The sequence below is a fragment of the uncultured Erythrobacter sp. genome (assembly GCF_947502395.1).
Lineage (GTDB): Bacteria > Pseudomonadota > Alphaproteobacteria > Sphingomonadales > Sphingomonadaceae > Erythrobacter.
The window spans coordinates 809,227-833,637 of the sequence record NZ_CANMZM010000001.1; the positions used below are offsets into that span (position 1 = coordinate 809,227).

The 24,411-nt window shown below is 57.0% G+C and carries 23 protein-coding genes and 1 tRNA gene; 16 read left to right on the forward strand and 8 right to left on the reverse strand.

The genetic code is table 11. The annotated features are described in order from the left end of the window. The first annotated feature begins 524 nt into the window (after positions 1 to 524). From Q0778_RS03900 to Q0778_RS03915, 4 genes are all read left to right on the forward strand, one after another. Complete coding sequence (locus tag Q0778_RS03900; protein WP_298334164.1) at positions 525 to 1,604, forward strand: branched-chain amino acid aminotransferase; 1,080 nt, start codon at positions 525 to 527, stop codon at positions 1,602 to 1,604. Between the two features lie 359 nt (positions 1,605 to 1,963). Further along, on the forward strand, positions 1,964 to 2,875 hold the full coding sequence (locus tag Q0778_RS03905) for a rhodanese-related sulfurtransferase (protein WP_298334166.1): 912 nt from the start codon (positions 1,964 to 1,966) through the stop codon (positions 2,873 to 2,875). Beyond that, positions 2,872 to 3,531 (forward strand): glutathione S-transferase, encoded by a 660-nt coding sequence (locus tag Q0778_RS03910; protein ID WP_298334169.1) that lies wholly within the window; start codon positions 2,872 to 2,874, stop codon positions 3,529 to 3,531. Before Q0778_RS03905 ends, Q0778_RS03910 begins: the two co-directional genes overlap by 4 nt. 62 nt (positions 3,532 to 3,593) lie before the next feature. After that, on the forward strand, positions 3,594 to 3,947 hold the full coding sequence (locus Q0778_RS03915) for an STAS/SEC14 domain-containing protein (RefSeq protein ID WP_298334171.1): 354 nt from the start codon (positions 3,594 to 3,596) through the stop codon (positions 3,945 to 3,947). On the opposite strand, the gene Q0778_RS03920 is transcribed toward Q0778_RS03915, so the two are convergent. Further along, entirely contained in the window at positions 3,944 to 4,837 is an 894-nt protein-coding gene (locus Q0778_RS03920) for a LysR family transcriptional regulator (protein WP_298334173.1), read from the reverse strand. The genes Q0778_RS03915 and Q0778_RS03920 overlap by 4 nt on opposite strands. A gap of 169 nt (positions 4,838 to 5,006) precedes the next feature. Between Q0778_RS03920 and Q0778_RS03925 the strand changes: the two genes are divergently transcribed. From Q0778_RS03925 to Q0778_RS03935, 3 genes are all read left to right on the forward strand, one after another. Continuing rightward, positions 5,007 to 5,708 carry a pirin family protein gene (locus Q0778_RS03925; RefSeq protein WP_298305521.1) on the forward strand — a complete coding sequence of 234 codons (702 nt, stop codon included), beginning with the start codon at positions 5,007 to 5,009 and terminating at the stop codon, positions 5,706 to 5,708. A gap of 88 nt (positions 5,709 to 5,796) precedes the next feature. Then, a complete protein-coding gene (locus Q0778_RS03930) occupies positions 5,797 to 6,396 on the forward strand; it encodes an NAD(P)H-dependent oxidoreductase (RefSeq protein ID WP_298334174.1) in 600 nt (199 codons plus the stop codon). A 47-nt stretch (positions 6,397 to 6,443) separates the two neighbouring features. Continuing rightward, a complete protein-coding gene (locus Q0778_RS03935; protein ID WP_298334175.1) occupies positions 6,444 to 6,869 on the forward strand; it encodes a DoxX family protein in 426 nt (141 codons plus the stop codon). A 69-nt stretch (positions 6,870 to 6,938) separates the two neighbouring features. Here the strand turns inward: Q0778_RS03935 and Q0778_RS03940 are convergent, their stop codons facing one another. After that, positions 6,939 to 9,011 (reverse strand): NAD(+) synthase, encoded by a 2,073-nt coding sequence (locus tag Q0778_RS03940; RefSeq protein ID WP_298334177.1) that lies wholly within the window; start codon positions 9,009 to 9,011, stop codon positions 6,939 to 6,941. A gap of 191 nt (positions 9,012 to 9,202) precedes the next feature. Between Q0778_RS03940 and yghU the strand changes: the two genes are divergently transcribed. The 3 genes from yghU to Q0778_RS03955 all read left to right on the forward strand — a co-directional run bounded on the left by yghU (position 9,203) and on the right by Q0778_RS03955 (position 11,687). Next, positions 9,203 to 10,069, forward strand: coding sequence for a glutathione-dependent disulfide-bond oxidoreductase (gene yghU, locus Q0778_RS03945; protein ID WP_298334179.1), 867 nt, complete (start codon positions 9,203 to 9,205; stop codon positions 10,067 to 10,069). Positions 10,070 to 10,154: 85 nt separating this feature from the next. Next, a complete protein-coding gene (locus Q0778_RS03950; RefSeq protein ID WP_298334182.1) occupies positions 10,155 to 11,558 on the forward strand; it encodes a glycoside-pentoside-hexuronide (GPH):cation symporter in 1,404 nt (467 codons plus the stop codon). Positions 11,559 to 11,612: 54 nt separating this feature from the next. Then, a tRNA-Gln gene (locus Q0778_RS03955) sits at positions 11,613 to 11,687 on the forward strand. A 49-nt stretch (positions 11,688 to 11,736) separates the two neighbouring features. Here the strand turns inward: Q0778_RS03955 and Q0778_RS03960 are convergent. The 6 genes from Q0778_RS03960 to Q0778_RS03985 form a co-directional block, all read right to left on the reverse strand. Then, entirely contained in the window at positions 11,737 to 12,696 is a 960-nt protein-coding gene (locus Q0778_RS03960) for an FAD-dependent oxidoreductase (RefSeq protein WP_298334184.1), read from the reverse strand. A 48-nt stretch (positions 12,697 to 12,744) separates the two neighbouring features. Further along, on the reverse strand, positions 12,745 to 13,731 hold the full coding sequence (gene egtD, locus Q0778_RS03965) for an L-histidine N(alpha)-methyltransferase (RefSeq protein WP_298334186.1): 987 nt from the start codon (positions 13,729 to 13,731) through the stop codon (positions 12,745 to 12,747). A 4-nt stretch (positions 13,732 to 13,735) separates the two neighbouring features. Next, positions 13,736 to 15,007, reverse strand: coding sequence for an ergothioneine biosynthesis protein EgtB (egtB, locus tag Q0778_RS03970; RefSeq protein WP_298334188.1), 1,272 nt, complete (start codon positions 15,005 to 15,007; stop codon positions 13,736 to 13,738). Between the two features lie 136 nt (positions 15,008 to 15,143). Beyond that, on the reverse strand, positions 15,144 to 15,767 hold the full coding sequence (locus tag Q0778_RS03975) for a hypothetical protein (RefSeq protein ID WP_298334190.1): 624 nt from the start codon (positions 15,765 to 15,767) through the stop codon (positions 15,144 to 15,146). Positions 15,768 to 15,844: 77 nt separating this feature from the next. Continuing rightward, positions 15,845 to 17,221 (reverse strand): class II 3-deoxy-7-phosphoheptulonate synthase, encoded by a 1,377-nt coding sequence (locus tag Q0778_RS03980; RefSeq protein ID WP_298334193.1) that lies wholly within the window; start codon positions 17,219 to 17,221, stop codon positions 15,845 to 15,847. A 151-nt stretch (positions 17,222 to 17,372) separates the two neighbouring features. Then, positions 17,373 to 20,384, reverse strand: a complete 3,012-nt coding sequence (locus tag Q0778_RS03985) for a M16 family metallopeptidase (RefSeq protein WP_298334195.1) — start codon at positions 20,382 to 20,384, stop codon at positions 17,373 to 17,375. 98 nt (positions 20,385 to 20,482) lie between these two features. On the opposite strand from Q0778_RS03985, the gene Q0778_RS03990 reads away from it, so the two are divergent. The 6 genes from Q0778_RS03990 (at position 20,483) to Q0778_RS04015 (ending at position 24,382) form a co-directional block, all read left to right on the forward strand. After that, positions 20,483 to 21,064: a NifU family protein gene (locus Q0778_RS03990; RefSeq protein WP_298305518.1), complete on the forward strand. Its 582-nt coding sequence runs from the start codon at positions 20,483 to 20,485 to the stop codon at positions 21,062 to 21,064. 48 nt (positions 21,065 to 21,112) lie between these two features. Then, positions 21,113 to 21,766 (forward strand): tRNA (adenosine(37)-N6)-threonylcarbamoyltransferase complex dimerization subunit type 1 TsaB, encoded by a 654-nt coding sequence (gene tsaB, locus Q0778_RS03995; protein WP_298334196.1) that lies wholly within the window; start codon positions 21,113 to 21,115, stop codon positions 21,764 to 21,766. Continuing rightward, positions 21,763 to 22,245 (forward strand): GNAT family N-acetyltransferase, encoded by a 483-nt coding sequence (locus Q0778_RS04000; protein WP_298304089.1) that lies wholly within the window; start codon positions 21,763 to 21,765, stop codon positions 22,243 to 22,245. Before tsaB ends, Q0778_RS04000 begins: the two co-directional genes overlap by 4 nt. A 133-nt stretch (positions 22,246 to 22,378) precedes the next feature. Next, on the forward strand, positions 22,379 to 22,816 hold the full coding sequence (locus tag Q0778_RS04005) for a MucR family transcriptional regulator (RefSeq protein WP_298305515.1): 438 nt from the start codon (positions 22,379 to 22,381) through the stop codon (positions 22,814 to 22,816). Positions 22,817 to 23,003: 187 nt separating this feature from the next. After that, positions 23,004 to 23,426: a Fur family transcriptional regulator gene (locus tag Q0778_RS04010; RefSeq protein WP_298304086.1), complete on the forward strand. Its 423-nt coding sequence runs from the start codon at positions 23,004 to 23,006 to the stop codon at positions 23,424 to 23,426. Positions 23,427 to 23,437: 11 nt separating this feature from the next. After that, positions 23,438 to 24,382 carry a lysophospholipid acyltransferase family protein gene (locus Q0778_RS04015; RefSeq protein WP_298334199.1) on the forward strand — a complete coding sequence of 315 codons (945 nt, stop codon included), beginning with the start codon at positions 23,438 to 23,440 and terminating at the stop codon, positions 24,380 to 24,382. Positions 24,383 to 24,411 lie beyond the last annotated feature (29 nt).

The window sequence follows — 24,411 nt, forward strand, 5'->3', positions numbered from 1 at the left end:
TGAGCAACGGGCGAAGAGTATGACGTGGGAAAAGTATATTTCAAGTCTTGCGAACACCTTTGGAGTGATTCACAAATGCTGTTGAGGCCAGCGGCACACGCGGCTCTCGGCTCCCCCGGTGATCGGTAGGGGTCTTGGCTTACTAGCGCGAAAGGAGGTGATCCGATGTCTCATGGTTCAGTAGAGAGGTCGGCAAGTTTCCGCACGGAGCATATTCGGTAATTCATTACCTGAGTAAGGCTTCGTGAGCGGCGCTTACCGCCGCTGACCATGAAAGGGCGTTTCCAACCACGGGCTTGGAAGCGCCCTTTTCAATTGGAGATTGTTTGTCTCGTCCAGCCGCATCCGCGGGCGCGTCCTCGCTAGACGGGAAGGCAAGTTGCCCCTGCGAAGTTTGTCCTTTGCGGCTGACTTGTCAGCCAGCCGAAGGGGGCGCAAGATTGCTCTTGCGGCCCTTCGGACCGGCCAACCCAACCGGCCCAATATCCTTGCCCTAATCCGCGCTCGCTATTATCGGCAGTTGCATGAAATTCACTCACATTCCCCACTCTGCGCCTACGTCTGACGATGCCCGCGGAGCCGCGATTGCCGATCCCGGCTTTGGCACTGTGTTCACCGATCACATGGTCACAGTCGACTATGACGAAGCGAAAGGCGGCTGGCATTCGGCGCAGATCGGTCCGCGTGAAGCCATCCCGCTCGATCCAGCTGCAAGCGTGCTGCACTACGCACAGGAGATCTTCGAAGGGATGAAGGCATTCCGGCATGTAGATGGTGGCCTTGCCCTTTTTCGCCCTGAAGAAAATGCGCGTCGTTTCAACGCCAGTGCCCGCCGCATGGCAATGCCGGAAATCCCTGAGGACCTGTTCCTTGATGCGGTGAAGCTTGCGGTAGAGACAGATGCCAAGTGGATGCCGCCGGTTGAGGGTGGCTCGCTCTACATACGCCCCTTCATGTTTGCATCCGAGGCTTTCCTCGGAGTGCGACCGGCCAAGCAATACAAGTTCGTCGTGATCCTCGTGTCTTCGGGAAATTACTTCAAAGGCGGCGTGAACCCGGTGAAAATCTGGGTGAGCCAAGATTACGTGCGCGCAGCCCCTGGTGGGACAGGTGCAGCAAAAACCGGCGGCAATTACGCAGCCTCTCTTGTCCCTCAAGCGGAAGCAATCGAGCATGGCTGTGATCAGGTCGTCTTTCTTGATGCGGTCGAGAAGCAATGGGTCGAAGAGCTCGGCGGTATGAACCTGTTCTTCATCCGCCGCGATGGCAGCGTCATCACTCCGCCTCTAACCGGCACAATCCTTCCGGGCATCACCCGCGATAGCCTCATCGCGATGCTGCGCGAGGAAGGCCTTGAGGTGCGCGAAGAGCCCTACTCCATCACGCAATGGCGCGAGGAAGCGGAGAGCGGTGAATTGCTAGAGACGCTTGCTTGCGGGACCGCTGCTGTGGTGACGCCTGTGGGCACGGTCGCCTCGGCTTCGGGTGAGTTCACCATCGGCACCGGCGGCATCGGCCAAATGGCCCAGAAAATGCGCGAGAAGCTGGTGGGCGTACAAAATGGCCGCGTTGAAGATCAACACGGCTGGGTGACGCGGGTTTGAGTGATGATGGACCCGCTCGCTCCAACTTTTCAGGAGAGACTCCAGCGAAGCCGTAGTCTCATTGTCTGGATGGGCGGAATTGCGCTCATTTGTAGCGCAGGTCTCTATCTGATTGCAGAATCCCAAAGCGCCGATCCCAAGTTGGAACATGCGACAGTAATCTCTTTTGGAGAGCGACCATTTGAAGATGGCCCCCGTCCATTGATGAATGTCCGTTTGAACGATGGGTCGCAAAGGACCGTTCAAATTTCTACTCACGTTCTGAATTCGTGCCGAAAGGACGATCAAGTATTGCTTGAAAGGCGAGGTATTAGCCTGCGCGTCGCGCCATCGGCCTGCCAGTCATCCGGGAATAGGGCATGAGTGGTCAATACACCGTCGCAGCCCTCTACTGCTTCACGCCGTTTGAAGACCCAGCGGCGATCCGCGAGCCCCTGCTGGCGATCTGCGAGGAGGCGGGGACCAAGGGCACGCTTTTGCTCGCAAACGAGGGCATCAACGGCACCATCGCAGGAAGCGACAATGCGATTGGCGCGGTGGTCGATCATATTCGCTCGCTCCCCGGCTGCGCGGGCACCGACGTCAAATTCTCATACGCCTCCGAAGCGCCCTTTGCGCGCATGAAAGTGCGCCTCAAGCGCGAAATCGTCACCATGGGGGAGCCCGGCGTTGACCCGCGCCAGAGCGTTGGCCGCTATGTCGCGCCCGAGGATTGGAACGCCCTTATTTCTGATCCCGACACCATCGTGATCGACACGCGCAATGACTATGAAGTCGCCGTGGGCACGTTCGAGGGAGCGGTGGACCCGGAGACCACTTCATTCCGTGAATTTCCCAAATGGTTCCGCGACAACCGCGAAGAACTGCTTGAGGGTAAGAAGAAGATCGCGATGTTCTGCACCGGCGGTATTCGCTGCGAGAAATCGACCAGTTTCTTGCGCGGTGAAGGTGTCGAGGATGTCTACCACCTAAAAGGCGGCATCTTAAAATATCTCGAAACCGTGCCTGAGGCCGAAAGCAAGTGGCATGGCGACTGCTTTGTCTTTGATGAGCGGGTGACGGTCAAACACGGCCTTGAAGAAGGTGATTATCACCTGTGCCGTGCATGCCGCCGCCCGATCACTGATGAAGACATGGCGCACGACCACTACGCCGAAGGGGTCTCGTGCCCCTATTGCTATGACGAAAAGAGCGAGGCGCAGCGCGCCCGCTATGCCGAACGCCAACGTCAGCGCGAGCTTGAGAAAGAGCGAGCCGCCAAAGCGAAATGACCGATCTTCCCATCCTCTACAGCTTTCGCCGCTGCCCCTATGCGATGAGGGCGCGGATGGCGCTCTGGATTGCGGGGATTGCGGTGGAGCTTCGCGAGGTAAAGCTTGCGAGCAAGCCACAAGAGTTGCTCAAAGCCAGCCCTAAGGCAACCGTTCCGGTGCTCGAATTTGGCGATGGCTCCGTCGTCGAAGAGAGCATCGCAATCATGCGTTGGGCACTCAATCAAAACGATCCAGAAGATTGGCTCGCTGGTGATAATACGGAATTGATCGCCGAAGCCGATGGCCCGTTCAAACACCACCTTGACCGCTACAAATACCCCAACCGTTATGAGGATGAGCCCAGCTTCGGCGAGGTCGACCATCAGGCTGCGGGTCTCGCGATCCTCAAGAAATGGGATGCGAAGATTGGCGAGAACGGTTCACTTGCTCGCGATAGCCGCAGCCTTGCCGATATCGCGCTATTCCCCTTCGTCCGCCAATTTGCGAACCACAAGCGCGATTGGTTTGATGCGCAGGACCTGCCGCATATCCACCCATGGCTCGACAATCACCTCACATCTGACCTCTTCGCCAAAATCATGCCGAAGTTCACGCCGTGGCAACCAGACGACGAGCCGATAGTCTTTACCCCGGCAACAGATCGCTCGATTTAGCAGATTTTTTACCAGTCCATGCCTATTGCAAAGGCATGCAATCGCTCGCACCATCATTCTCAATGACTGCCGACCTGGTCAGGAAAGAATTCCACTTCACCGCATCTGGTATGTGGACTGAGGCTACTCTTGCCGACTTTTCACGCGCTCTGCTTGCCGAGGCGAAACCGTTCTATTCGGAAGGGATCAAGATGCGAGTTTTGGGCGATCTGACCGGGTTTGTAACTCAGACACGCGAAATCGCAGAGGGCATTCGAGTGGTTGTCCAAGAATCGGCCCGTCTTGGGGTCGTGCGCACAGCGATCATCAGCGACTCTCAACTCGCCACCATGCAGTACAAGCGCATCAACGACGGAATAAATCTCAAAGTGTTCGACGACAAAGCTCAAGCACTTGCCTGGCTCAGAAACGATTAAGCGCTGAGCGCCTCCTTAAATGTATCGATTAGCCAGCTCGTGGCTGGACCCAATCGCGAGTCGCGCATCCAAAGAGCATAAAGCGTGTAATGATCGCCCGGCTTTTCTGGCAAATCCAACTCTACAAGTCGTCCATCCGCGAGATCTCCCGCTACCATCTCGCGTGGCATATTGCCCCAACCAAGGCCCTGCTTAAGCAGCGAGTGCTTCGCGCCTAAATCGCCTAGCCGCCAAGTGAGCGGGCTAAGAACCGAGAACTCGCGCCCTTCCGTGCGGGTTGATCGATCGGACAGAACAAGCTGTAAGTGTTTGCGGCTCTCCCCCGGGGCGATATTTGAAGCCGCGAGCGGATGGTCAGGAGCCGCCACGGGAATAAGTTGCACTTCGCCAATCGCCTGGCGCTCCAATGTGGGATCAGAGCCTACAATTGGTCCGCCAATGGCAAGCTGCGCCCCTTCGTCAATAAGACAGGTCGCCACCGCGCCTAGCCCCTCGACCCTTAGCCGCAGCGCAACCGTGGGGTAGCGCTCCCGAAACAGGCTGAGCACCGTCGCGGTGGCTTCGCCTGGCACCATGACGTCGATGACCAAACCAACCTCGCTTTCGAGTCCCGCGTGAAGCGAGCGGGTTTTTGCGAGAAGGTGATCGACGCCGTCAGCCACATGCCGCGCTTCGGCGAGCAATCCTTCGCCCGCTTTGGTCAACACTGGCTTGCGCGAACCCTCGCGTTCAAACAGGGAAACCGCCAACTGCGCCTCCAATTGGGCAATGCCATAGCTTACTGCCGAGACGGCGCGGTTCATACGCCGCGCCGCGCCGCCAAAGCTGCCCTCTTCCACCACGGCCAGAAATATACGCAGGTGATCCAGACTTGGGTCGCCCAATCTCATCGAAATCTCCTCATTCGAAAATGTTCGAATAATTTGAACATTTTGGCAAGTTTTATCTCACTTATCTGTTGGCAGATGCATGGCTATCTCTCTTTTCAACGAAGCAAAGGCCTCACTCAGAACCCTCAGGCCGACGCTTACAAAAGGAGCAAAGACCATGACCAATCCAATTATCGAACTCCGCCCATTTGAAGGCCTTGGCAGCGCCAATCACGGCTGGCTTGATGCCCATCACCACTTCTCCTTTGGCGGCTATCACGATCCGGCCCGGGTCAATTGGGGCTCTCTGCGGGTCTGGAATGATGACACCATTCTGCCGGGCCAGGGTTTCCCAACTCACCCTCACTCCGACATGGAAATCGTCACCTACGTCCGTAAAGGCGCGATTACGCACCGCGACAATCAAGGCAATGAAGGCCGCACCGAATCCGGTGATGTCCAAGTGATGAGCGCTGGCACAGGAATTGAACATTCTGAGTATAATTTGGAAGACAACGACACTCAGATCTTCCAGATCTGGATCGTTCCCGATGAGCGCGGAGGCGAGCCGAGCTGGGGAGCACGTCCATTCCCGAAGAATGATCGTGCTGGAACTTTCGTGCCCCTCGCCAGCGGAACCGCTAATGACAATGACGCCCTTCCCATTCGCAGCAACGCACGGGTCTTGGGTGCCACAATCAAGGCTGGTGAAAGCGTGACCTACGATGTCGCCGATGCTTCGCGGCACCTCTACCTCGTACCGGCCCAAGGCCGAATTCAGGTCGAACATGTCGAGGCAAAAGCACGCGACGGCGTGGCAATCACCGGCACACAGACCGTGACGGTCACCGCGCTCGAAGATAGCGAAGTCGTCCTCGTCGACGCCGCTTAACCTTGTCCCTCGGGGCCGATCCCCTCCCCCCTCTCCCCCAAGATCGGCCCCACCCCTTTTTCAATCGTTCAGTATCAGGAGAACTTCCATGTCCAACATCCTCCACATCACAGCCAGCATCCGCGGCGATGAAAGCGTGTCAAACGCACTTGGTAATGCGCTTGTCGATGGCCTATCGGCAAAGAACGATGCAAGCGTCATTCACCGTGACCTCGCAGCTAATGACCTCCCATTTCAAAGCTGGGACCGTTTCAACGCCGGTCTTACCGACTCTGGGGAACGCACGGTTGAGCAAGGCGCACTTGCTGCGATTGCCGACAAGTTGATCGCTGAACTTCAAGCCGCCGACACGATCGTTATCAGCTCCCCAATCTACAATTTCGGTGTTCCAGCCAGCGTAAAGGCCTGGGCCGACCTGGTAGCGCGTGCCGGAACGACCTTCCAATACACACCTGATGGCCCCAAAGGCCTGCTCGAAGGCAAAAAAGCCTACATCACCGTTGTCTCAGGCGGCACACCAGTGGGCGCAGACTTCGACTTCATGTCGCCATGGCTCAAATTCTTCCTCGGCTTCCTTGGAATCCACGACGTTGAGCTCATTGTCGCTGACGGAACCATGGGCGACGATGGCGAGGCCAAGATCGCTGCTGCACACGCAAAAATCGCGGAAATCACAGGAACCGACTAAATCGCGGCCTGACAGACACCGCATCATTTCAACCTAGGAGAGACATCATGAACACGATCGCACAAACTCTAGACTCGGGCTCGACAATCGCCTCCGGTAAGCAGGACACACTGACCCTGATCGGCAGGGTTCTTCTTGCCAGCCTATTCGTCCTCGCTGGCGTGGACAAGCTGGGCGCGGCCGAAGGAACCATCGGCTACATCGCGAGTGCAGGCCTTCCCCTGGCAGGGCCTATCTTTTACGCGACCGTTGCGCTCGAAATCATCGGTGGTCTGATGTTGGCGGTGGGCTTCAAAGCGCGCACGGCAGCGACCGCTCTCGGCCTTTTCAGCATTGCAGCAGCGGTCTTTTTCCACGCTGACTTTGCCGATCAAAACCAGGTGACAGCCTTTCTCAAGAACTTGGCTATCGCTGGCGGAATGTTCTTTGTGGCTGCCTTTGGCCCAGGCCGCCTGTCGCTCGACCGCGGATAAGCCGATCCTCATCCCCCCTTTTTGAGGGTCGCACGGACACCGGGAGGCATTCTCGCTTCCCGGTGTTTGCTATTTCTCGATTGTGCCCGCTGGCAGGGCTTCCCGCAATTCTGCAAGCCACACATCGGCTACCGCATCGCTTGGCGCACGCCAGTCGCCACGTGGGGACAGCGCACCTTGCGAGCTGACCTTAGGCCCATTCGGCATTGCGCTGCGCTTGAATTGTGAGAAAGCAAAAAAGCGTTTCAGAAAGTACTCGAGCCATTTGGCAATCTCGCCAAGGTCGTACTCACGCTTGCGATGTTCGGGAAAACCAGCTGGCCACTCACCCGCCGACGCATCGCGCCACGCATGCCAGGCAAGGAAAGCGATCTTGCCGGGTCGCTGGCCAAACCGGATGCAATGATGGAGGAAGAAGTCATGAAGCTCATATGGTCCGATATGCGCTTCAGTGTCTTGGATCGCTCCATCCACTCCGGCTGGCACCAATTCGGGCGAGATCACTGTCTCATAGACGCTCATCAGCACCTCACCACATTCGGTGCTGAATTGCTGAGTCTCGGCTGTCCAGCGGATGAGGTAACGAACTAGAGTTTTGGGTATGCCTGAATTGACGCCATAGTGACTCATATGGTCACCAACGCCATAGGTGCACCAACCAAGCGCGAGCTCCGATAAGTCACCGGTTCCCACGACAAAACCCGAATGCTGCCCCGCGAGGCGGAAGAGATAATCGGTACGCAGCCCCGCCTGCACATTCTCGAATGTCACATCATACTGCAGTTCGCCGCTCGCAAAGGGGTGCCCCATATCTTCGAGCATTCTTGTGGCGGCAGGTTTGATGTCGATCTCTTCGGCCGTGATGCCGAAGGCTTCCATCAACTTCCACGCATTGGACTTGGTATCGTCTGACGTACCAAAGCCGGGCATTGTGTACCCCCTCACCGTGCTGCGCGGCAGCCCGAGCCGGTCACACGCTTTGCAGGCAACAATCAGCGCATGCGTGGAATCGAGCCCGCCCGAAATGCCGATGATAAGGTTCTTCGCCTGCGTCGCCTGGATCCTGCGCATGAGCGCATCCACTTGGATGTTGAACGCCTCGTAGCAATCTTCATCGAGCGATTTCACGTTGTTGGGCACGAAGGGGAAGCGGCGCACCGGGCGCTGCAACCCGATGTCGCCTTCCGCATAGGCGTGTTCAAACACCACTCGGCGGAATGAGTCTTCTGGGCGGTCATGCGCTTCGGCCGCGTCAGAAAAAGTCTGATTACGTATTCTCTCACCGGAGATACGGTCAGTATCGATATCCGCCACGCACAGCTCAGGATCGAGATCGAAGCGGACACTCTCCGCCATCAATTGACCCATCTCATAGATCACCCCCTGCCCATCCCAGGCGAGATCAGTGGTGCTCTCCCCGTGACCGCTGGCCGAATAGACGTAGGCGCAGATCGAACGCGACGAGCTGGAGCGGCAATGCATGTGCCGATCTTCCGCGCGTCCAATGGTGATCGGTGAAGCGGAGAGGTTGCACAGGATCAAAGCGCCGGCGAGAGCCGCCAAAGTCCCCGGCGGGTTGGGAGACCAGAAGTCTTCGCAGATCTCAACGCCAAAGGTGAAGCCGCGCAGGTTCGATGCAGAGAAAACGAGGTCCGTTCCAAACGGCACTTCCTCGTCGTTCACATTGATCCAGAGATCCTGGCAATTGCGGCCATGGGTGAAATAGCGCTTCTCATAAAATTCGCGGTAGTTGGGAAGATAAGACTTGGGGATCACACCAAGCACCTCACCGCCGGCGATCACAATCGCACAATTGTAAAGCTTGGAATTGCGACGCAAGGGCGCTCCGACAACCAACACCGGCGACAGTTCGGCGCTTGCTTCTGCTAAAGTCGCGATCGCTTCCTCGCTCGCATCCAGCACGGCATTTTGCAGCAGCAGATCGTCGATCGCATAGGAAGAAATGCAAAGTTCGGGATAGACTACCAGATCCACATTCTGCTCGGCGGCCTTCCTCGCCTCAGACAAAATTCCTTCGACATTGAAGGCCACATCGGCTGTGCGATGGCATGGTGTTGCGGTTGCAACACGCACGAGACCGTGAGTGTGCATGTCGTAAAAGGGGTGCGTGTTTTCAGCCATATGGGCCTCCTGGGGACTATCGAGTCCTTGCTCCATGCATCGTCCATGCGCAAGCCCAAGATTGGCTTTCTTGGCTGACAGCGAAAGCATTGGCCAACCCGCTTGCATCAAGTGATCGAAAACGCCACGTCATACCTCGCAAGAAAGGTCCGAGGAACGCCTCTCTTCTTACATGGAAGGAACACGAATTTATGGCCGACCCAACGTATACTCCGCCCACAGTCTGGAGCGCCGACACGGAAAGTGGCGGGCGCTTTGCCAGCATCAACCGCCCGACCGCGGGCGCACGCGAAGAGAAAGCACTGCCGCGCGGTGACAATCCGTTCCAGCTTTACTCACTCGCGACACCCAATGGGGTGAAGGTCACGATTATGCTCGAAGAGCTGATCGAAAAGGGCCATGCGGGCGCAGAATACGACGCCTACACCATCAACATTGGTGAAGGCGTGCAGTTCACAAGTGGGTTTGTGGACATCAATCCAAACTCGAAAATCCCTGCACTGGTTGACGCAAGCGGTGACACCGACGTCCGCGTTTTCGAAAGCGGCGCGATCCTGGTGCATTTAGCCGAGAAATTTGGTGAGTTCCTTCCCACCGACCCAGCAGCACGCGCGGAGACCTTATCCTGGCTGTTTTGGCAAGTTGGCACAGGTCCCTTCATCGGTGGCGGATTTGGTCACTTCTACGCCTATGCGCCCGAGAAGTACGAATATCCGATCAACCGCTACGCGATGGAAACCAAGCGGATTTTCGATGTCGCCAACCAGCAGCTCGGCAAAACCCGCTACCTGGCAGGTGACGATTACTCGATCGCTGATATGGCGAACTTCCCATGGCTAGCGCCCTTCTTTGCAGGCACAATCTACAACGACGCGAAGACCTTCCTCTCGATCGACGAATACGAAAACGTCGGCCGCTGGGCGCGTGAGATTGCCAAGCGTCCGGGCGTTCAACGCGGGCGGCTTGTGAACAAGGTTTGGGGTGATGAAGACCAGCAACTGCTTGAGCGCCACTCACCAGCAGACTTCGAAGGCAAGAATCTCGACTTCACATTCTGACCAACACCCTCTTTATTCGGACTAATGGGCTGGAAGTTCGTCTGCTTTCGGCCCATTAGCGTACGTGGAATGAGGAGGAGCTGACTTGGCCGACGCGGCGCAAGACCCAAAGAACGAGCGCATCGGTCTGGTTGAAAAGCTGGGTTATGGGATCGGGGATCTGCCCTCGGGCCTCTACCTTAATTTCTTCGGCGCTTACCTTCTATATTTCTTCGTAGATCTGGGCGGAGTCGCGCCCGCCGCTATGGCGCTAATGCTGCTGCTCTCACGCGTTTTCGATGCGATCACTGATCCGGTGATGGGCGTTATCTCAGATCGCACCCGAACAAGGTGGGGCCGATATCGCCCCTACATTCTGTTTGGCGCCCTGCCCTTTGGGCTAACCGGCTTCGCGATCTTTGCCGCGCCTGACATGTCGCCCGGATGGCTGCTGGTCTGGGCCTATGTGACCTACGGCCTCACCATGCTCGCCTTTACCGGTGTCAACGTCCCTTACTCCGGGCTTCTCGGCGTGATCTCACCTTCGACCAAGCAGCGCGCCAATGTGACCGCTTATCGGATGTTTTTCTCCGGTTTTGCCGGAATTATGGTGGGCGTTCTGGCCACTACGCTGATCCGCGAGCTTGGCGGTGACGACGAAGCGCGCGGCATAATGATGACCATGGCCGTGTTTGCTGCGCTGTCAGTGGTCATCTACATTATCACATTCGCCACAACCAAAGAGCGCATTCCAGCCGTAACTACGAACACAGCTGTTAAGCGTGATCTCACGACACTCCTTCGGACCACCGCGTGGATCGCAGTTGTCATTGCGGCGATTTTTGGGGTCCTCTCAATCGCCAGCCGCGCATCATCGGCGCGCTTCTTTTTCAAATATGTTGCGGGCGACGATGGAGCACCGGTTTTCCTCTTCCTTGACCGCTTTGGATTGTTCCTAACCGCGCTCGCAATCGGACAAATCAGCGGGGTGATCCTCGGCTTACGCCTCCAGCGCCGGGTTGAGAAATCGCATTTGATTATCGCGGGCGGCATAATGAAGATGCTGGGCATAATTGCATTTTCGTTCGTGCCGCTTGATGCGGTTTGGCCGCAAACCTTGGCACAATACGTGGTCGGTGTCGGGTTTGGGTTCCTTATGGTCCTTTCCTTCTCAATGTTCACAGACATTGCCGAATATATAGAATGGAAGTCAGGTCAGCAGATGACAGGTCTGACCGTCTCCGCGTCGATCTTTGGGGTGAAGGTGGGCACGGGCCTTGGCGCTTTTGCTCCTGGGATCGCATTGGAGCTGACTGGCTTTGATCCCGGGGTGGAGCAGACTGCACAGTCTCTTGCAGGCATCAACTTCGCCTTTGCAATTCTGCCAGCACTTGCACTTTTGCCTGCGGCGGGTGCCATGATCTTCTATCGCCTGACCCATGCCACGATGGAAAGAGTGGAGCACGATATGGCTGCCCGACGCTTGGATGAAGCCAGAAGTTTGCAATAAGCGATCAAACCCTCTTCACATCCTTGAAAGACCCGCTATATCGCCCCCTCCTGCTGGGGTGTAGCCAAGTGGTAAGGCACCGGTTTTTGGTACCGGCATTCGCAGGTTCGATCCCTGCCACCCCAGCCACTTTATCTTACATCTCAGATCATGCGTAGCAACGGATACTCGTTGCGCGTCAGCTGCGTGCGGCCAGCACTAACTCTGCCAGAGCTCTGCCAGACACGAACGCGCCCTCAACGCGCGGGCTGTGCAGATAATCCCCGGCGATCCCAATGCCCAACTCGGCATCGAAATAGGCCGGCTCGCCCTTCAGTGACACAGGCATGGCAAAGAGCCACCGGTGCGCGGCCATATGGATGGGTTCCCTTGGAGCTACACCTATTTGCTCGAAGAAATCTGCTAAAAGGACCGTGCCTGCCTCTTCCTTTGACAAGTCGATAATCTCACGGCTGCGATCAGGGCTGGCGTGAAGCACCCAGCATTCCTTTCCGGTCCTTCCCGGCTTTGCCGAATTGCGCGCGGCCCAGGTGATGGCGGCTTCGGGTGTTCGCAGACAGACAGCATCGATATCCAGCTTCTCCGCAAAGGCTGCCATCACTGCCCAGCACGGTTCCGAGCGCACAGCAGCGGGATAGATCGCAAGCTTGGGTGCAACATCGCTCAGCAATTCCGCAGCCTGTTCAGCAGGAACCGCGACAAGAACATGCTCGGCAGTAAAGCTCTCCTCGCCAGCGTTCACGTTCCACCCTTCTTCCGAGCGCGAAAGCGCAAGCGCACGCGTCGCCCAGCGTACGTCGGTTTCCAAGCCCATGGCGCGAATGGGGCCGTTCATCCCGGGAACGCCGATCCAGGCGTCTTCGCCTGCAGCAAGCCAGCGGGCGACAACCCCTTGCTCTTCCCAATACGCAACGACCCGCCGAAAGCCTGCATCGCGCGCGGTGAAGTATTGTGCGCCGTGGTCAAATGAGACCGTCTCACCCGCGATCTCCGCTCGCCGCGCAGCCATCCGCCCTCCCGGCCCGCGGCCTTTATCAAGTACACATACTTTCAGCCCCTTCTGGGTGAGTAAGCTTGCGCAGGAAAGGCCCGCCATTCCGGCGCCGATGATAAGAATGTCGCTGTTATTTGTTGTCATCACCGCTCAATGCGCAGGCGACCAATTGGTTTCAACTGACAATGGCAATCAAGGCGCGCTGCGGTTGGGCTTTGCTTCGGCAAGAATAAGCGAGAATTGCTCATCGCTGTCGAGCCAGCGCACTTGCGGTTCCCATCCGCCAGCAAGGAGCATCATGCTCGACGTGCGGCGATTGAACTTGTGACTATTTTCGGTGTGAATGCTCGCTCCTTTGGCAAGGGAGAAGCGCTTGCCTGCAACCGTGAACTGCAAATCAACCTGCGCCACCAAATGCATCTCTACCCGCGCATACTCATCGTTCCAACGCGCCTCGTGAGTGAGATTTTCAAGGCTGATATCACCTTCAAGCTCGCGGTTGATCCGGCGTACAAGGTTATAGTTGAACTCGGCCGTCACCCCCGCTGCATCGTCATAGGCAGCCTCAAGCACTGCCTCATCCTTGATAAGGTCCATGCCGATAAGGAGTTTTGCGCCATCGCCCAATGTCTCACGCATCGAACGAAGGAGGTCGACCGCTGTGCGCGGGACCATATTGCCGATAGTGGAGCCGGGGAAGAACCCAAGCTTGGGCAGGTTCGTCACCGCGCTTGGCAATTCAACCTGGCGCATAAAGTCAGCCTCGACCGGATAGACAGGCACATTCGGAAACTTTCCCGCCAAATCCTGTGCCGAGGCACGCAGGAAATCCCCGGAGATATCGAGCGGCACATAGGCCGCCGGGTCAGTCGCTGAGAGCAGCAGTGGGGTTTTTACGGATGAGCCAGAGCCAAACTCCACCACTGCGCAGCCCGGCTCAATACGCTCGGCGAAACTCGCCGATTGCGCTTTCAGGATCTCAGTTTCAGCGCGAGTGGGGTAGTATTCAGGAAGCTGAGTAATATCCTCAAACAACTGCGATCCGGCATCATCATAGAGCCAGCGCGCCGGGACCGCCTTTTGCTCTTGCGACAAACCCTTCAGCACATCCTCGCGAAATGCGGTGTCCACTCCGCTTTCATCCCGGTCGACCAGCTGAAGCCCTTCTTGGGTGTTCATTTTCTCAAAGGTCCTTTGCAAGTCGCAGCCCGGTGAATTGCCAGCGCTGATGGGGGTAAAAGAAGTTGCGGTAAGAGGCACGCGAATGGCCGCGCACTGTGGCGCAGCTTGCGCCTTTGAGGACAAACTGCCCACTCATGAACTTGCCATTGTATTCGCCTACCGCGCCCTTGGCTGGCGCAAATCGCGGATAAGGCAAATACGCAGAGCGAGTGAATTGCCAGCAGTCTCCAAAAAGGCCTTGGTTGCCCGTTGGCAAGAGCGCGCCGACGCCTTCCAACTGATTGCCTGCACCCGGGTCATGTGCCGTATCGCTGCCCTCACAATCCTGACCACGCGCGATGGCTTCCCATTCGAATTCGGTTGGAAGCCGTGCGCCTGCCCATGTCGCAAAAGCATCGGCCTCATAATAGGAGATATGAGTGACCGGTGCATTCGGGTCACGGCTTTGCCAACCACTATGGGTGAAATGCTCGTCATCTTTCCAATAGAGCGGCGCGTTGATCGCGTTTTCGCGGACCCAGGTAAGCCCATCTGAAAGCCACAGAGACGGCGTCTCATACCCGCTATCGGTGATAAACTCGGCCCATTGCCCATTGGTGATCAGGCGATCTGCAAGCCCGAAGGGTTCGAGCATCACACGGTGTCGCGGGCCTTCATTGTCAAACGCAAAACCGTTTCCATCGTGCCCGATCAGGGCGATCCCGCCTGGGTGCTGGTGCCAGCTTCGTTGACTGGCGGCATTACCGACCGGAGCTGATGGTCTTTCATCCCACATTGCCGGGCCGAGCGGATTCTGAAACAGCGCGTGTTTGATATCGGTCAGGAGCAATTCGATGTGCTGCTGCTCATGCGCAATGCCAAGAGCGATCAAATCGCCTAACGCTGGATCTTCCAAGAGCGGCTCCATCGCCGCGTCGACTGCTCTTCTCCAATCGAGCACTTCGTCGAGACCGGGACGCGCGAGCATTCCGCGCGAAAACCGCGAGATGCGCGCACCTTCCACCTCGTAATAAGAGTTAAACAGGAAAGGCCACTGTCCATTGTACAGTCGATATCCCCTCGCATGGTCCCGCAGCAGAAAGGTCTCCCAAAACCATGTCGTGTGCGCGAGATGCCATTTGGCCGGGCTCGCATCTTCCATCGATTGAACCGTAGCATCCGCATCAGAGAGAGGCTCTATTAAGGACTGCATTAACGCCCGCGTCGCCAAATAGCGTCCGCGAAGGTCTTGGCCATCGGAGGCATCCTGCATTGAGGGTTTGGTAGTGGGCATCTGTCCTCCCCCGCGATCACATTACAAGTGACACTTTCGGGCGCTGTTTGCTGGATAACTAGAGCGAACCATATGCCAGCAATTGTGCGAAGTCATAAGCTTATTACACAACATGCAGTTGCAAAAATGGGACAGATTATCGCTTTGCAGGGTCGCCGGAAGCGTCATCTGGCGCTTCGCTGATCACGGCGACCATGCGCTGCACCACACCTTCACCATTGCGCAGATTGCAGGATTTGAGAACCATTGGCCGCAGCTCAGTATCGCCTTTCTTGAGCGAGAATAGAATTTCATAAGGTTCGGTTTCTTCAACGTGGTCTCGCGCCAGGGTAACAAGGTCGATACCCGCTCTTTCCAGCATTGCTTCCACCTCAAAGAATGGTGGAATCTCGCCCTCCACTCCGCTCACCAGCCGCTTGAAGTCATCCGAATATTGCTGCGCGCCGCTTGTGAAGTCGTAGTGCCATACGCCTTGTTCACCAGTGGCGTTCTGGACGCGGACCCTAGTGAGGAAGTCGTGCAGCGAGCGCGATTGAATGCGAATGGTGCGACTAACTTTGCGCTCTTCGCGACGCCGCAAAAACACTCTGCTCACCGTGAAGAGAGCCATTAGTGCGAAGGCGAGACATCCCCAAAGCAGCGAGTCCGAGCTCAGGAATGTTGTAAGAAGTTCACCGCCCGCCTGTGCGGAACCAGTCCCTAACTCCAGCCCAGCCGCATGGGCCAAGCGGGTTTGCGCGAAGAAGGCAGCTGCGGGCATGACCCCGAAGCTTTAGCTGAGACGCGCAACACAGCCCATCAGGTATGCTGCGAGTTGGGATGAATACTTAGCCGCGCTTAAGCGGCGTCGGCGGCGCGTGAAACGCTCGCCTCAGTATTCAACATCTCGGCCAAGGCGAAGGCCAGCTCAAGCGATTGCTCAGCATTGAGGCGCGGGTCACAGTGCGTGTGATAACGATCGCCCAGCGCATCATCAGTGATAGCAACGGCACCGCCCACACACTCGGTCACGTCCTGACCGGTCATCTCAATATGGATACCGCCCGGATGCGTGCCTTCAGCACGGTGCACATCGAAGAAGCCCTTCACCTCTGTAAGGATACGATCAAAGGGCCGCGTTTTGTAGCCGCTGTCCGATTTGATAACATTGCCGTGCATCGGATCGCACGACCACACCACCGTATGACCTTCGGCCTTCACCGCACGAACCAGCTTGGGCAGGCCGTCAAGCACCTTGTCGTGACCATAGCGCGAAATCAGCGTGATCCGTCCCGCTTCATGCGCTGGGTTCAGCTCGTCGAGCAATTTTATCAGCGCATCAGGTTCAAGCGACGGTCCGCATTTCATGCCCAGCGGGTTTTGAATACCGCGTGCAAATTCGACGTGAGCGCTGCCCGGGAAGCGGGTACGGTCGCCGATCCACAGCATATGTGCTGAGGTCGCGTACCAATCGCCGGTCAGGGAATCGCGTCGAGTCAGAGCTTGCTCGTATGGGAGCAGGAGCCCTTCGTGGCTGGTGTAGAAGCTCGTGCCCTGCAATTGCGGGACGGTGTTGGGATCAACCCCGCACGCTTCCATAAAGTCGAGCGCTTCGCCGATCCGATCAGCGGTCTCAGCAAATTTTTCGGTCCACGGCGTGCGGCCCATGAAATCAAGAGTCCACTGGTGAACTTGGCGCAGGTTTGCATACCCACCGCCCGCAAAGGCGCGCAGCAGGTTGAGCGTTGAGGCAGCTTGCGAATAAGCGCGCACCATACGACCGGGATCATTGCGGCGCTGTTCTGGGTCAAACTCAATCCCGTTGATGTTATCGCCAAGGTAGCTTGGCAGAGTCACATCACCCTTGGTCTCGGTAGGCGAAGACCGCGGCTTGGCAAACTGCCCTGCCATTCGCCCAACTTTGACCACCGGGCACTTGCTGCCGAAGGTCATGACAATCGCCATCTGTAGCAGTACGCGGAAGGTGTCACGGATGTTGTTGGGGTGAAACTCGGCAAAGCTCTCTGCGCAATCACCGCCTTGCAACAGGAAGGCATTGCCATTGGCAACGTCTGCAAGATCTGATTTCAGCGCACGCGCTTCACCGGCAAAGACGAGCGGTGGATAGTCAGCCAAAGTCGCTTCAGCCTGAGCCAATTCACCAGCATCCTCATAATGAGGCAAATGCCGCGCTTCGAAGGTCTTCCAGCTTTCCGGTTGCCAGTTCTGGGCCACAATCCAACTCGTTTCTTTTGAGACTATAATTCGTCTGTTCAATATGTTGCGGGCGCGCGCCTAAGCGCGTGTGATCGATATGTAAAGCGTGTCGGTCGTCGCGGACACCTTTATTTCGCGAGTACTCTGATCTGCATGCTCGATAATGCGCCTATCGTCCAACTGCCGGGGCTGCTCGAACGGCGGGAATGCTCGCGACCGGAACACCTTGCACATCAGGCACTTCGGCGAGCTCCTGCCCTTCAGGGATGACGGCAAGCTGAAGCGGATTTGCGTTTCCAAAGTAGCGACCTGCGAGGAACTTCATGATCTCGGGCGTTGTTTGCGAATAATCCGCCAGGAGCGACCGCAGGAATTCGATCCGTAGGGGATCGCTACTCGCGCCTTCGAGATTGAAGAGCCAGAACTGATTGCCGGTCGAAGCCCGGCGTACCCTTTGGCTAAGCGGCTCAGTTACGCGATTGATCTCATCCGCGCTGGGCGGATTGGCCGCAAGATCAGCACCAATCTTCCGCGCCTCAGCAAAAAATATGGGCACGAACTCAGGCTCTAGCTGAGCAATGGCGACAATCTTGCCACCGCCATTGATGTCCGAAGGCCAATCGGAAAAGGCTTGGGGTGCATAGCTTGCCCCTGCCTGCTCCCGCAAAGCTTCGAGTAAGCGGTTGCTGAAAATTTGCACGAGGATTTCGACCTGACGGGATTCGCGAATACGGGCGATGCCAGCCCCACTTGGCCAAACGACAGCGGCGGCCGCTTGGTTCGCATCGCCACGGTGAGTGAGCACGGTTGGCGCTGCTTCTGCAGTGGGGAAAGAGGGTACACGCTCGGCCACTTCGGGAGCAATCGGTGCCCGCGGTGGCAACGCGCCAAACGTCAGGCGCAGCTTTTCGACGATCGCAGCTTGGTCGAACTCACCGAACACCAGCACTTCTATCGGCCCTTGGGCCAAAAGCGGTTCCCAAACCTCCCGGAAACCCTCCGGTGTCACATTGCTAAGCATCTCCGGCGTGGGAGTTGCAAAGCGCGGGTCTTGATCGGAAGTGAAGAACTCCAAATCGCGGTTGAGCACTGGTCCCGGTCCGGTTGAGAAAGTGTTGTAAGCAAGTTCAGAAGCCGCCTTGGCCCTGATCACCGGATCAGCATCCCAGCGTGGGTCTCCAAGCTTTGCGGCGAAGAGATACAGTTGATCCTCAACATCGCTCGATCGGGTCTGAGCGGTGAATGTGAACACCGCATCGTCGATCCCGAAATTGAAACCCAACTTCCGGCCCGTCGCCAAACGATCAAGCTCGTTTTGACCAAGCTCGCCAAGCCCCGATCCGACCAGCGCACCTTGGCCAAGCGCAGCGTAGACCGCACTATTCTCATCAAATGCGCGGTAGCCAGCGCCAAAACGCACCTTCACTGTCACCCGACCCGGCTCCGCATTGTTCGACCACAACAGCGCCTTCACGCCATTGGCAAATTCGACCTTCTCGACATCAAGAATTCCCAGAGGTCCTTGCTCAGTGATCGTCCCAGGTTCGCCGATAGGAGGCAGTTCATCGAAAGAGATGCTTTTCGCCGCGAGTCTTGCGGTGTCATCCACAGTGACTTCGCTCGCAAGCGCCAATTGCAGCTTTGCTTGATCCGCTTCGCCAATCGAAGGTGTGACATAGACTGATCGAACCACATCGCCTTTAAACAGGGCTTTGGTGCGTGCGTGAATCTGTTCCGGATTCATTCGGGCAGTCATGCCGCGAAAGACATTGAGCACCACTTGTGGGCTTGCGACAGTTTCGCGGATATCGACCGCATTGACTATGTTGTCGGCGAGGTTGCGTCCCGCTTGAACGGCTTCTTGTTCGACCGAATTGACAAAGGCCACATCGAATTCAGCCGCCTCGCGGTCGATCTCTTCTTGGGTCGGTGGGGTGGCAATTGCATCGGCAATCACGCCGCGTACATCAGCAAGGGCAGCTTCCCAGTCCTCGCTTAACGGAGCAAACGCCACGAAAGTCGCATCGGTTGAGCGTGAAACGTCATCCTGACTGACCTGCGCATAGAGATAAGAGCCACCGCCACGGGCGCGCGCCTCTAAGCGACGATTGATAATCGCTTGAGCTAAGGCATCGAGCAGCAAACCTTCATTGTACACAATCGTGTCCTGAACCTGGCGCCACGGCCGCATGATGGCATAGGTGAGGTTGCGCGGAAGATCGGGTTCAACCGCCACGCCAAGCTCGCCGATGGGCAGATTCGTGCCGTTTGCAATGGCCGCACCTTGCGGGGCCACAGGGTCGCCGAAATCGGGCGCAACGCCGGCTTCACCGGTTCCCTGCCAATCGCCAAACCATTGCTCGACAAGCCCTGCCAGAACCATAGGATCGGCGTCACCTGCAACCACGATCACGGTTTTCTCAGGTCGATACCACCGGTCATAAAACGCTTGAACCTTCGTGCCATTGGCTGCGATCAGCGTTTCATCGATGCCAATCGGGTTGCGGGTGGAGAGGCGTTGTCCCGCAAAGAAGGTGCGGCGCGTCAAATCGCTTACGCGCAACGCCGCCCCACCCCGCTCGCGCTTTTCTGCCAACACAATTGGAAGCTCAGTAGCGACGTTCTCATCGCTCAAAACCGGCGCTTTGATCATGCCGGAAAGGAGCTTGAAACTCTCGTTCAGCTTCTCCGGACCGATATCGGGAATGTCGAGCTTGTAAGCAGTGTGCGTTGGGCTCGTCTCCGCATTGGCATCCGCGCCAAAGGTTGCGCCCAAACGCTGCCATGCGGCAATCGCCTCAGCCTTTCCCAGATACTGGCTCTCGCGGAACAGCAGGTGCTCAAGAAGGTGAGCATAGCCCTGCTCTTCGTCGGTTTCGTGCAAGGAACCTGCGTCCACACGCACCCGGATCGAGACCTGACGCGGAGGCACACCATTGCGACGCACCGCATAGCGAAGGCCGTTGGCCATCTCGCCGAACACCCATTCGCGGTCGACTGGTACGTTGCTGTCCTTATAGAGCCAGGGGGTCTGATCCTCACCCTGCACAGCTTGCGGCGCGGGGACATCATAGGACGAGGCCGGAGGTGTCAGAGGGTCCTGCGCGCTCGCGGGAACAGAAACGGCGAATGCGGCAAAGGCGACGGAGAGGGCGGCGCTCGCCCGGATCAAGAAGTTCATGAATAACACTATAGGTATGCAAGGCATGAAGGACCAGTGAATGGTGGGATAGAATGCATATGGTTGCCGCCGGGCTGCATCACTCCTATCTAGCCCACATGTTTATCGAGACGGAAACCACACCGAACCCCTCTAGCCTCAAATTTCTTCCGGGCCGCACGGTTATGCCTGCCGGAACGCGCGAATTTGCATCCCCTGAAGCTGCAGAAGCCAGCCCGCTTGCTGAGGCGGTTTTCAACACTGGCGAGGTGGTGAATGTCTTTTTCGGGTCAGATTTTGTGACGGTGACCGCAGCACCCGGGGCAAGTTGGAGCGCGCTCAAGCCTGAAGTGGTGACTATCTTGCTTGATCACTTCGTCTCTGAAGCACCGCTCTTCGTTGGTGGCAGCGCTGATGGTATTTCGGTTCCTGGCGAAGAAATAGGTCTGTTGGTCGAAGACCGTGAGGAAGACGCCGAAGTCATCGCCTCGATCCACGAGCTTCTCGAAACGCGGGTTCGGCCTGCGGTTGCCGGTGACGGAGGCGACATCGCCTATCGCGGATTTTCGGAGGGCGTTGTTTATCTCACTCTACAAGGAGCTTGTGCCGGTTGCCCATCAAGCACCATGACCTTGAAGCAAGGGATCGAAAGCCTTTTGAAGCACTACGTGCCCGAAGTGACAGAGGTTCGCGCCGCCTAGGTCTTTACGGCACTTGCGAATGGTAATTCCCTGAGGCAGGGCGCTGGCATGCAAAGCAGCGGACGCACTCTCGTTATAGAAACAGCCAGTGAGGCGTGCTCCATCGCTCTTTTCGATGGTGCCCAGCTCGTCGCGCAGGACCACCGGGAACTTGGCAGAGGCCATGCTGAACGCCTTGTCCCAATGATCGAGGCGTTTCCCGGTAAAGGGCGTGCAGATCAAATCATGACATCGCTTGGTCCAGGGAGCTTTACTGGAGTGCGGATCGGCATTGCTGCTGCGCGTGCGCTTGGGGTTGCTTGGGGGGCCAAAGTACTCGGGTATCCAACACTTGCTCTGATCGCCGCAATGGCGCGCAAAGATGCCAAGACCGACACAGCACCCACCACTATTTGTGTGAATGGCGGACATGGTGAGTGGTTTGTGCAAAGCTTTGATTCTCCGGGGACTCCACAGGGACCAGCCGCCTCGCTTACACCCGAAGCTGCAGCGCGGCGGGATTGTCACCGCCTAATTGCCGGAAATCGAGCGCGTCAGTTTGCCGAAATGCGCAAAGAAGCAGACTTCATCACGCTTGACATTCTTCCCGATGCGTCTCGTGCAAACCTTCTTCCACAAGCCTGCCTGGCTCGAGATTTGTCACCCATTTATGGTCGCGCGCCCGATGCTGTGCCGCAATCCCAACGCGTGCGCCCGGCATGACCCCTAGCTCCGCTCATGTCGCTCGGATCATGGCAGTGATGGAAGAGGCCTTCGATCCGGCTTATGGAGAGGCCTGGAGCCGGCGCCAAATCACGGATGCCTTGGCGATGCCCAGCACCAACGGGCTTGTTGTCGACGCATCGGGCGAGCCAATTCCGGACAATTCGCCTCGCAATGGAACGCTTGAGTCTGCCGGCTTTGTTCTGACCCGCAAGGCCGCTGATGAAGAAGAACTGCTCCTGATTGCAGTTTCTCCTCAGTTCCGCCGACGGGGACTTGGCGAAAGTCTCCTGCACAGCCTTTTCGAACGGGCTCAAGAAGTCGGAACCACACGCATCTTCCTCGAAATGCGAAGAGGCAACCCTGCGATCCATCTGTATGAAAAAGTTGGATTCAAGCCCATCGGCCAACGCCCTAACTACTACCGGCTTGCAAGCGGGGAGCGAGTTGACGCCATTACTTTTGGGCGGGACGTATAAACAAATAGCGTTTCCAATTATTGGACAGGTTGCCCGATCTTTGTCGAAGTATAAGTGCGCCTACTTGCCAATTCAATAAGAGTAAGCCATGCGTGAGAAATCGGAAAAATCCGAGACAAAAAAAGAGGAACTCATGCAAGACTTGGAAATAGAGATGAAAGAGACGTTGATAACGCTCACAAGCGATATCGTGGCAGCCCACCTCAGCAATAACAACGTAGATGTTGATGCTGTACCCGGGCTTATCACAAACGTTTACGGTGCACTTTCTGTGTTAGGGGACGAGCCTGAAGCTGTTGAAGAAAGGCCGGAACCAGCGGTGTCAATCCGTGCTTCGATCAAGCCGGATTACATTGTTTGTCTGGAAGACGGCAAGAAGCTGAAGATGCTGAAACGGTATCTGCGCACAAATTACGATATGACCCCTGAGGAATATCGTCAGCGCTGGAATCTACCTTCGGACTATCCGATGGTGGCGCCAAACTATGCGGAAAAACGCCGCGATCTCGCTAAGAAAATCGGCCTCGGCCGTAAGCCAGGGGCTTCGCGGGGCCGCCGCAAATCATCTTAATCTAGAAAGACGGGTCGCTCTACGGAGCATTGTCTGCCGCCTTGGGGGCAGACAATGCCCATTTCCCACTCATCTGTGGACACGATTCAATAGGCACCTAACTTGAGCATTTGATCAAGCATCGGTAAGGAAAGACGTGTTCAACGCCGGACTTGCCCGGCACCGAGAAACTCAAGGAAGTATTGGCTTGAGCCAGAAAATCGATCTCGAACAGTTGTGCGCCGAAAAAGGTCTGCGCATCACGGAGCAACGACGCGTTATCGCCCGGGTCCTTTCAGAAAGTGAGGACCATCCCGACGTAGAGCTTTTGCACGAGCGGGCATCCGCCATCGATAGCAAGATTTCGATCGCGACAGTCTATCGAACCGTCAGGCTCTTCGAGGAAGCGGGCATTCTTGATCGCCATGATTTCGGCGACGGACGCTCGCGCTATGAACCAGTGCCCGAGGCGCATCACGATCACCTGATCGATGTTGAGACCGGCAAAGTGGTGGAATTCGTCGATCCGGAAATCGAAGCTTTGCAAAAGCAGATCGCTGAGAAGCTGGGCTATCGCTTGGTCGATCACCGGATGGAGCTTTACGGCGTTCGCCTTTCGCGCGACAGCTAGAGCACCACGATATGACTGAATATCCGGCCGCCAGCCCCGCTTCTGACGCGCTTGCGCAAACTCGCGGGGATGAGCGCGCATGGGGCGTTCGCGTAGCGGCTGCTCGTGGCGAGTCGACCGCGATTTCGCTACGAGGGTGGTTCAGAATCATCGTCCGTACGCTTATGCTTGCCACTTTGATCATTTTGATGGTGCCCCTGCACTATCTCTACCGTATCTTCGCGTACGGCTCCCCCTTTCCAATGTGGTTCCTCCGATTCGCTGCAAGGATTTCGGGCGCGAAGGTTAAGGTCCACGGCACGCATCTCAAGCGCGATGTCTTTTACATGGCCAACCATGTCTCGTGGCTTGATATCCTGAGCCTTGCGGGCGCTTGCGGAACTGCATTTGTCGCCAAGGCAGAGCTTGATCGCGCGCCAGTCGTCGGTTGGCTGGCGAGAATGAACCGCACCGTCTTCGTCAAGCGTGAGGCACGCATGAGCGTGGCGGACCAGATCAATGCGCTCAAAGAGGCATTGGCTGACAATTGGTCGGTCACTGTTTTTCCCGAAGGCACAACTACAGATGGGCAATCGCTCCTGCCCTTCAAGACCAGCATGCTCTCTGTGCTCGAGCCCCCTCCCCCTGGTGTTATGGTGCAACCCGTGCTGATCGATTACGGCCAAGTGGCCGAATGGATCGGATGGATCGGTGAAGAAGGTGGGCTGAACAACGCCAAACGAGTCCTTTCACGCAAGGGTACTTTCCCTTTGAACATCCACTTTCTCGAACCGTTTAGCCCAGCTGATTATCGCGGCCGCAAAGCTATCAGCGTTGAAGCGCGTCGTCGGATCGAGGAGGCGCTTTGTGAAGCGCTGGGAAAGCCGCTGCGTAGCTTCGCGCACGATGTGCCACCGATCCGGTATTCGGCGAGCCAGGGCAGAACCGTCCACGACGTGGACTCCCTCCACGGTTAAGGCCGAGTTGCCGCCTCGCTACAGGCGCG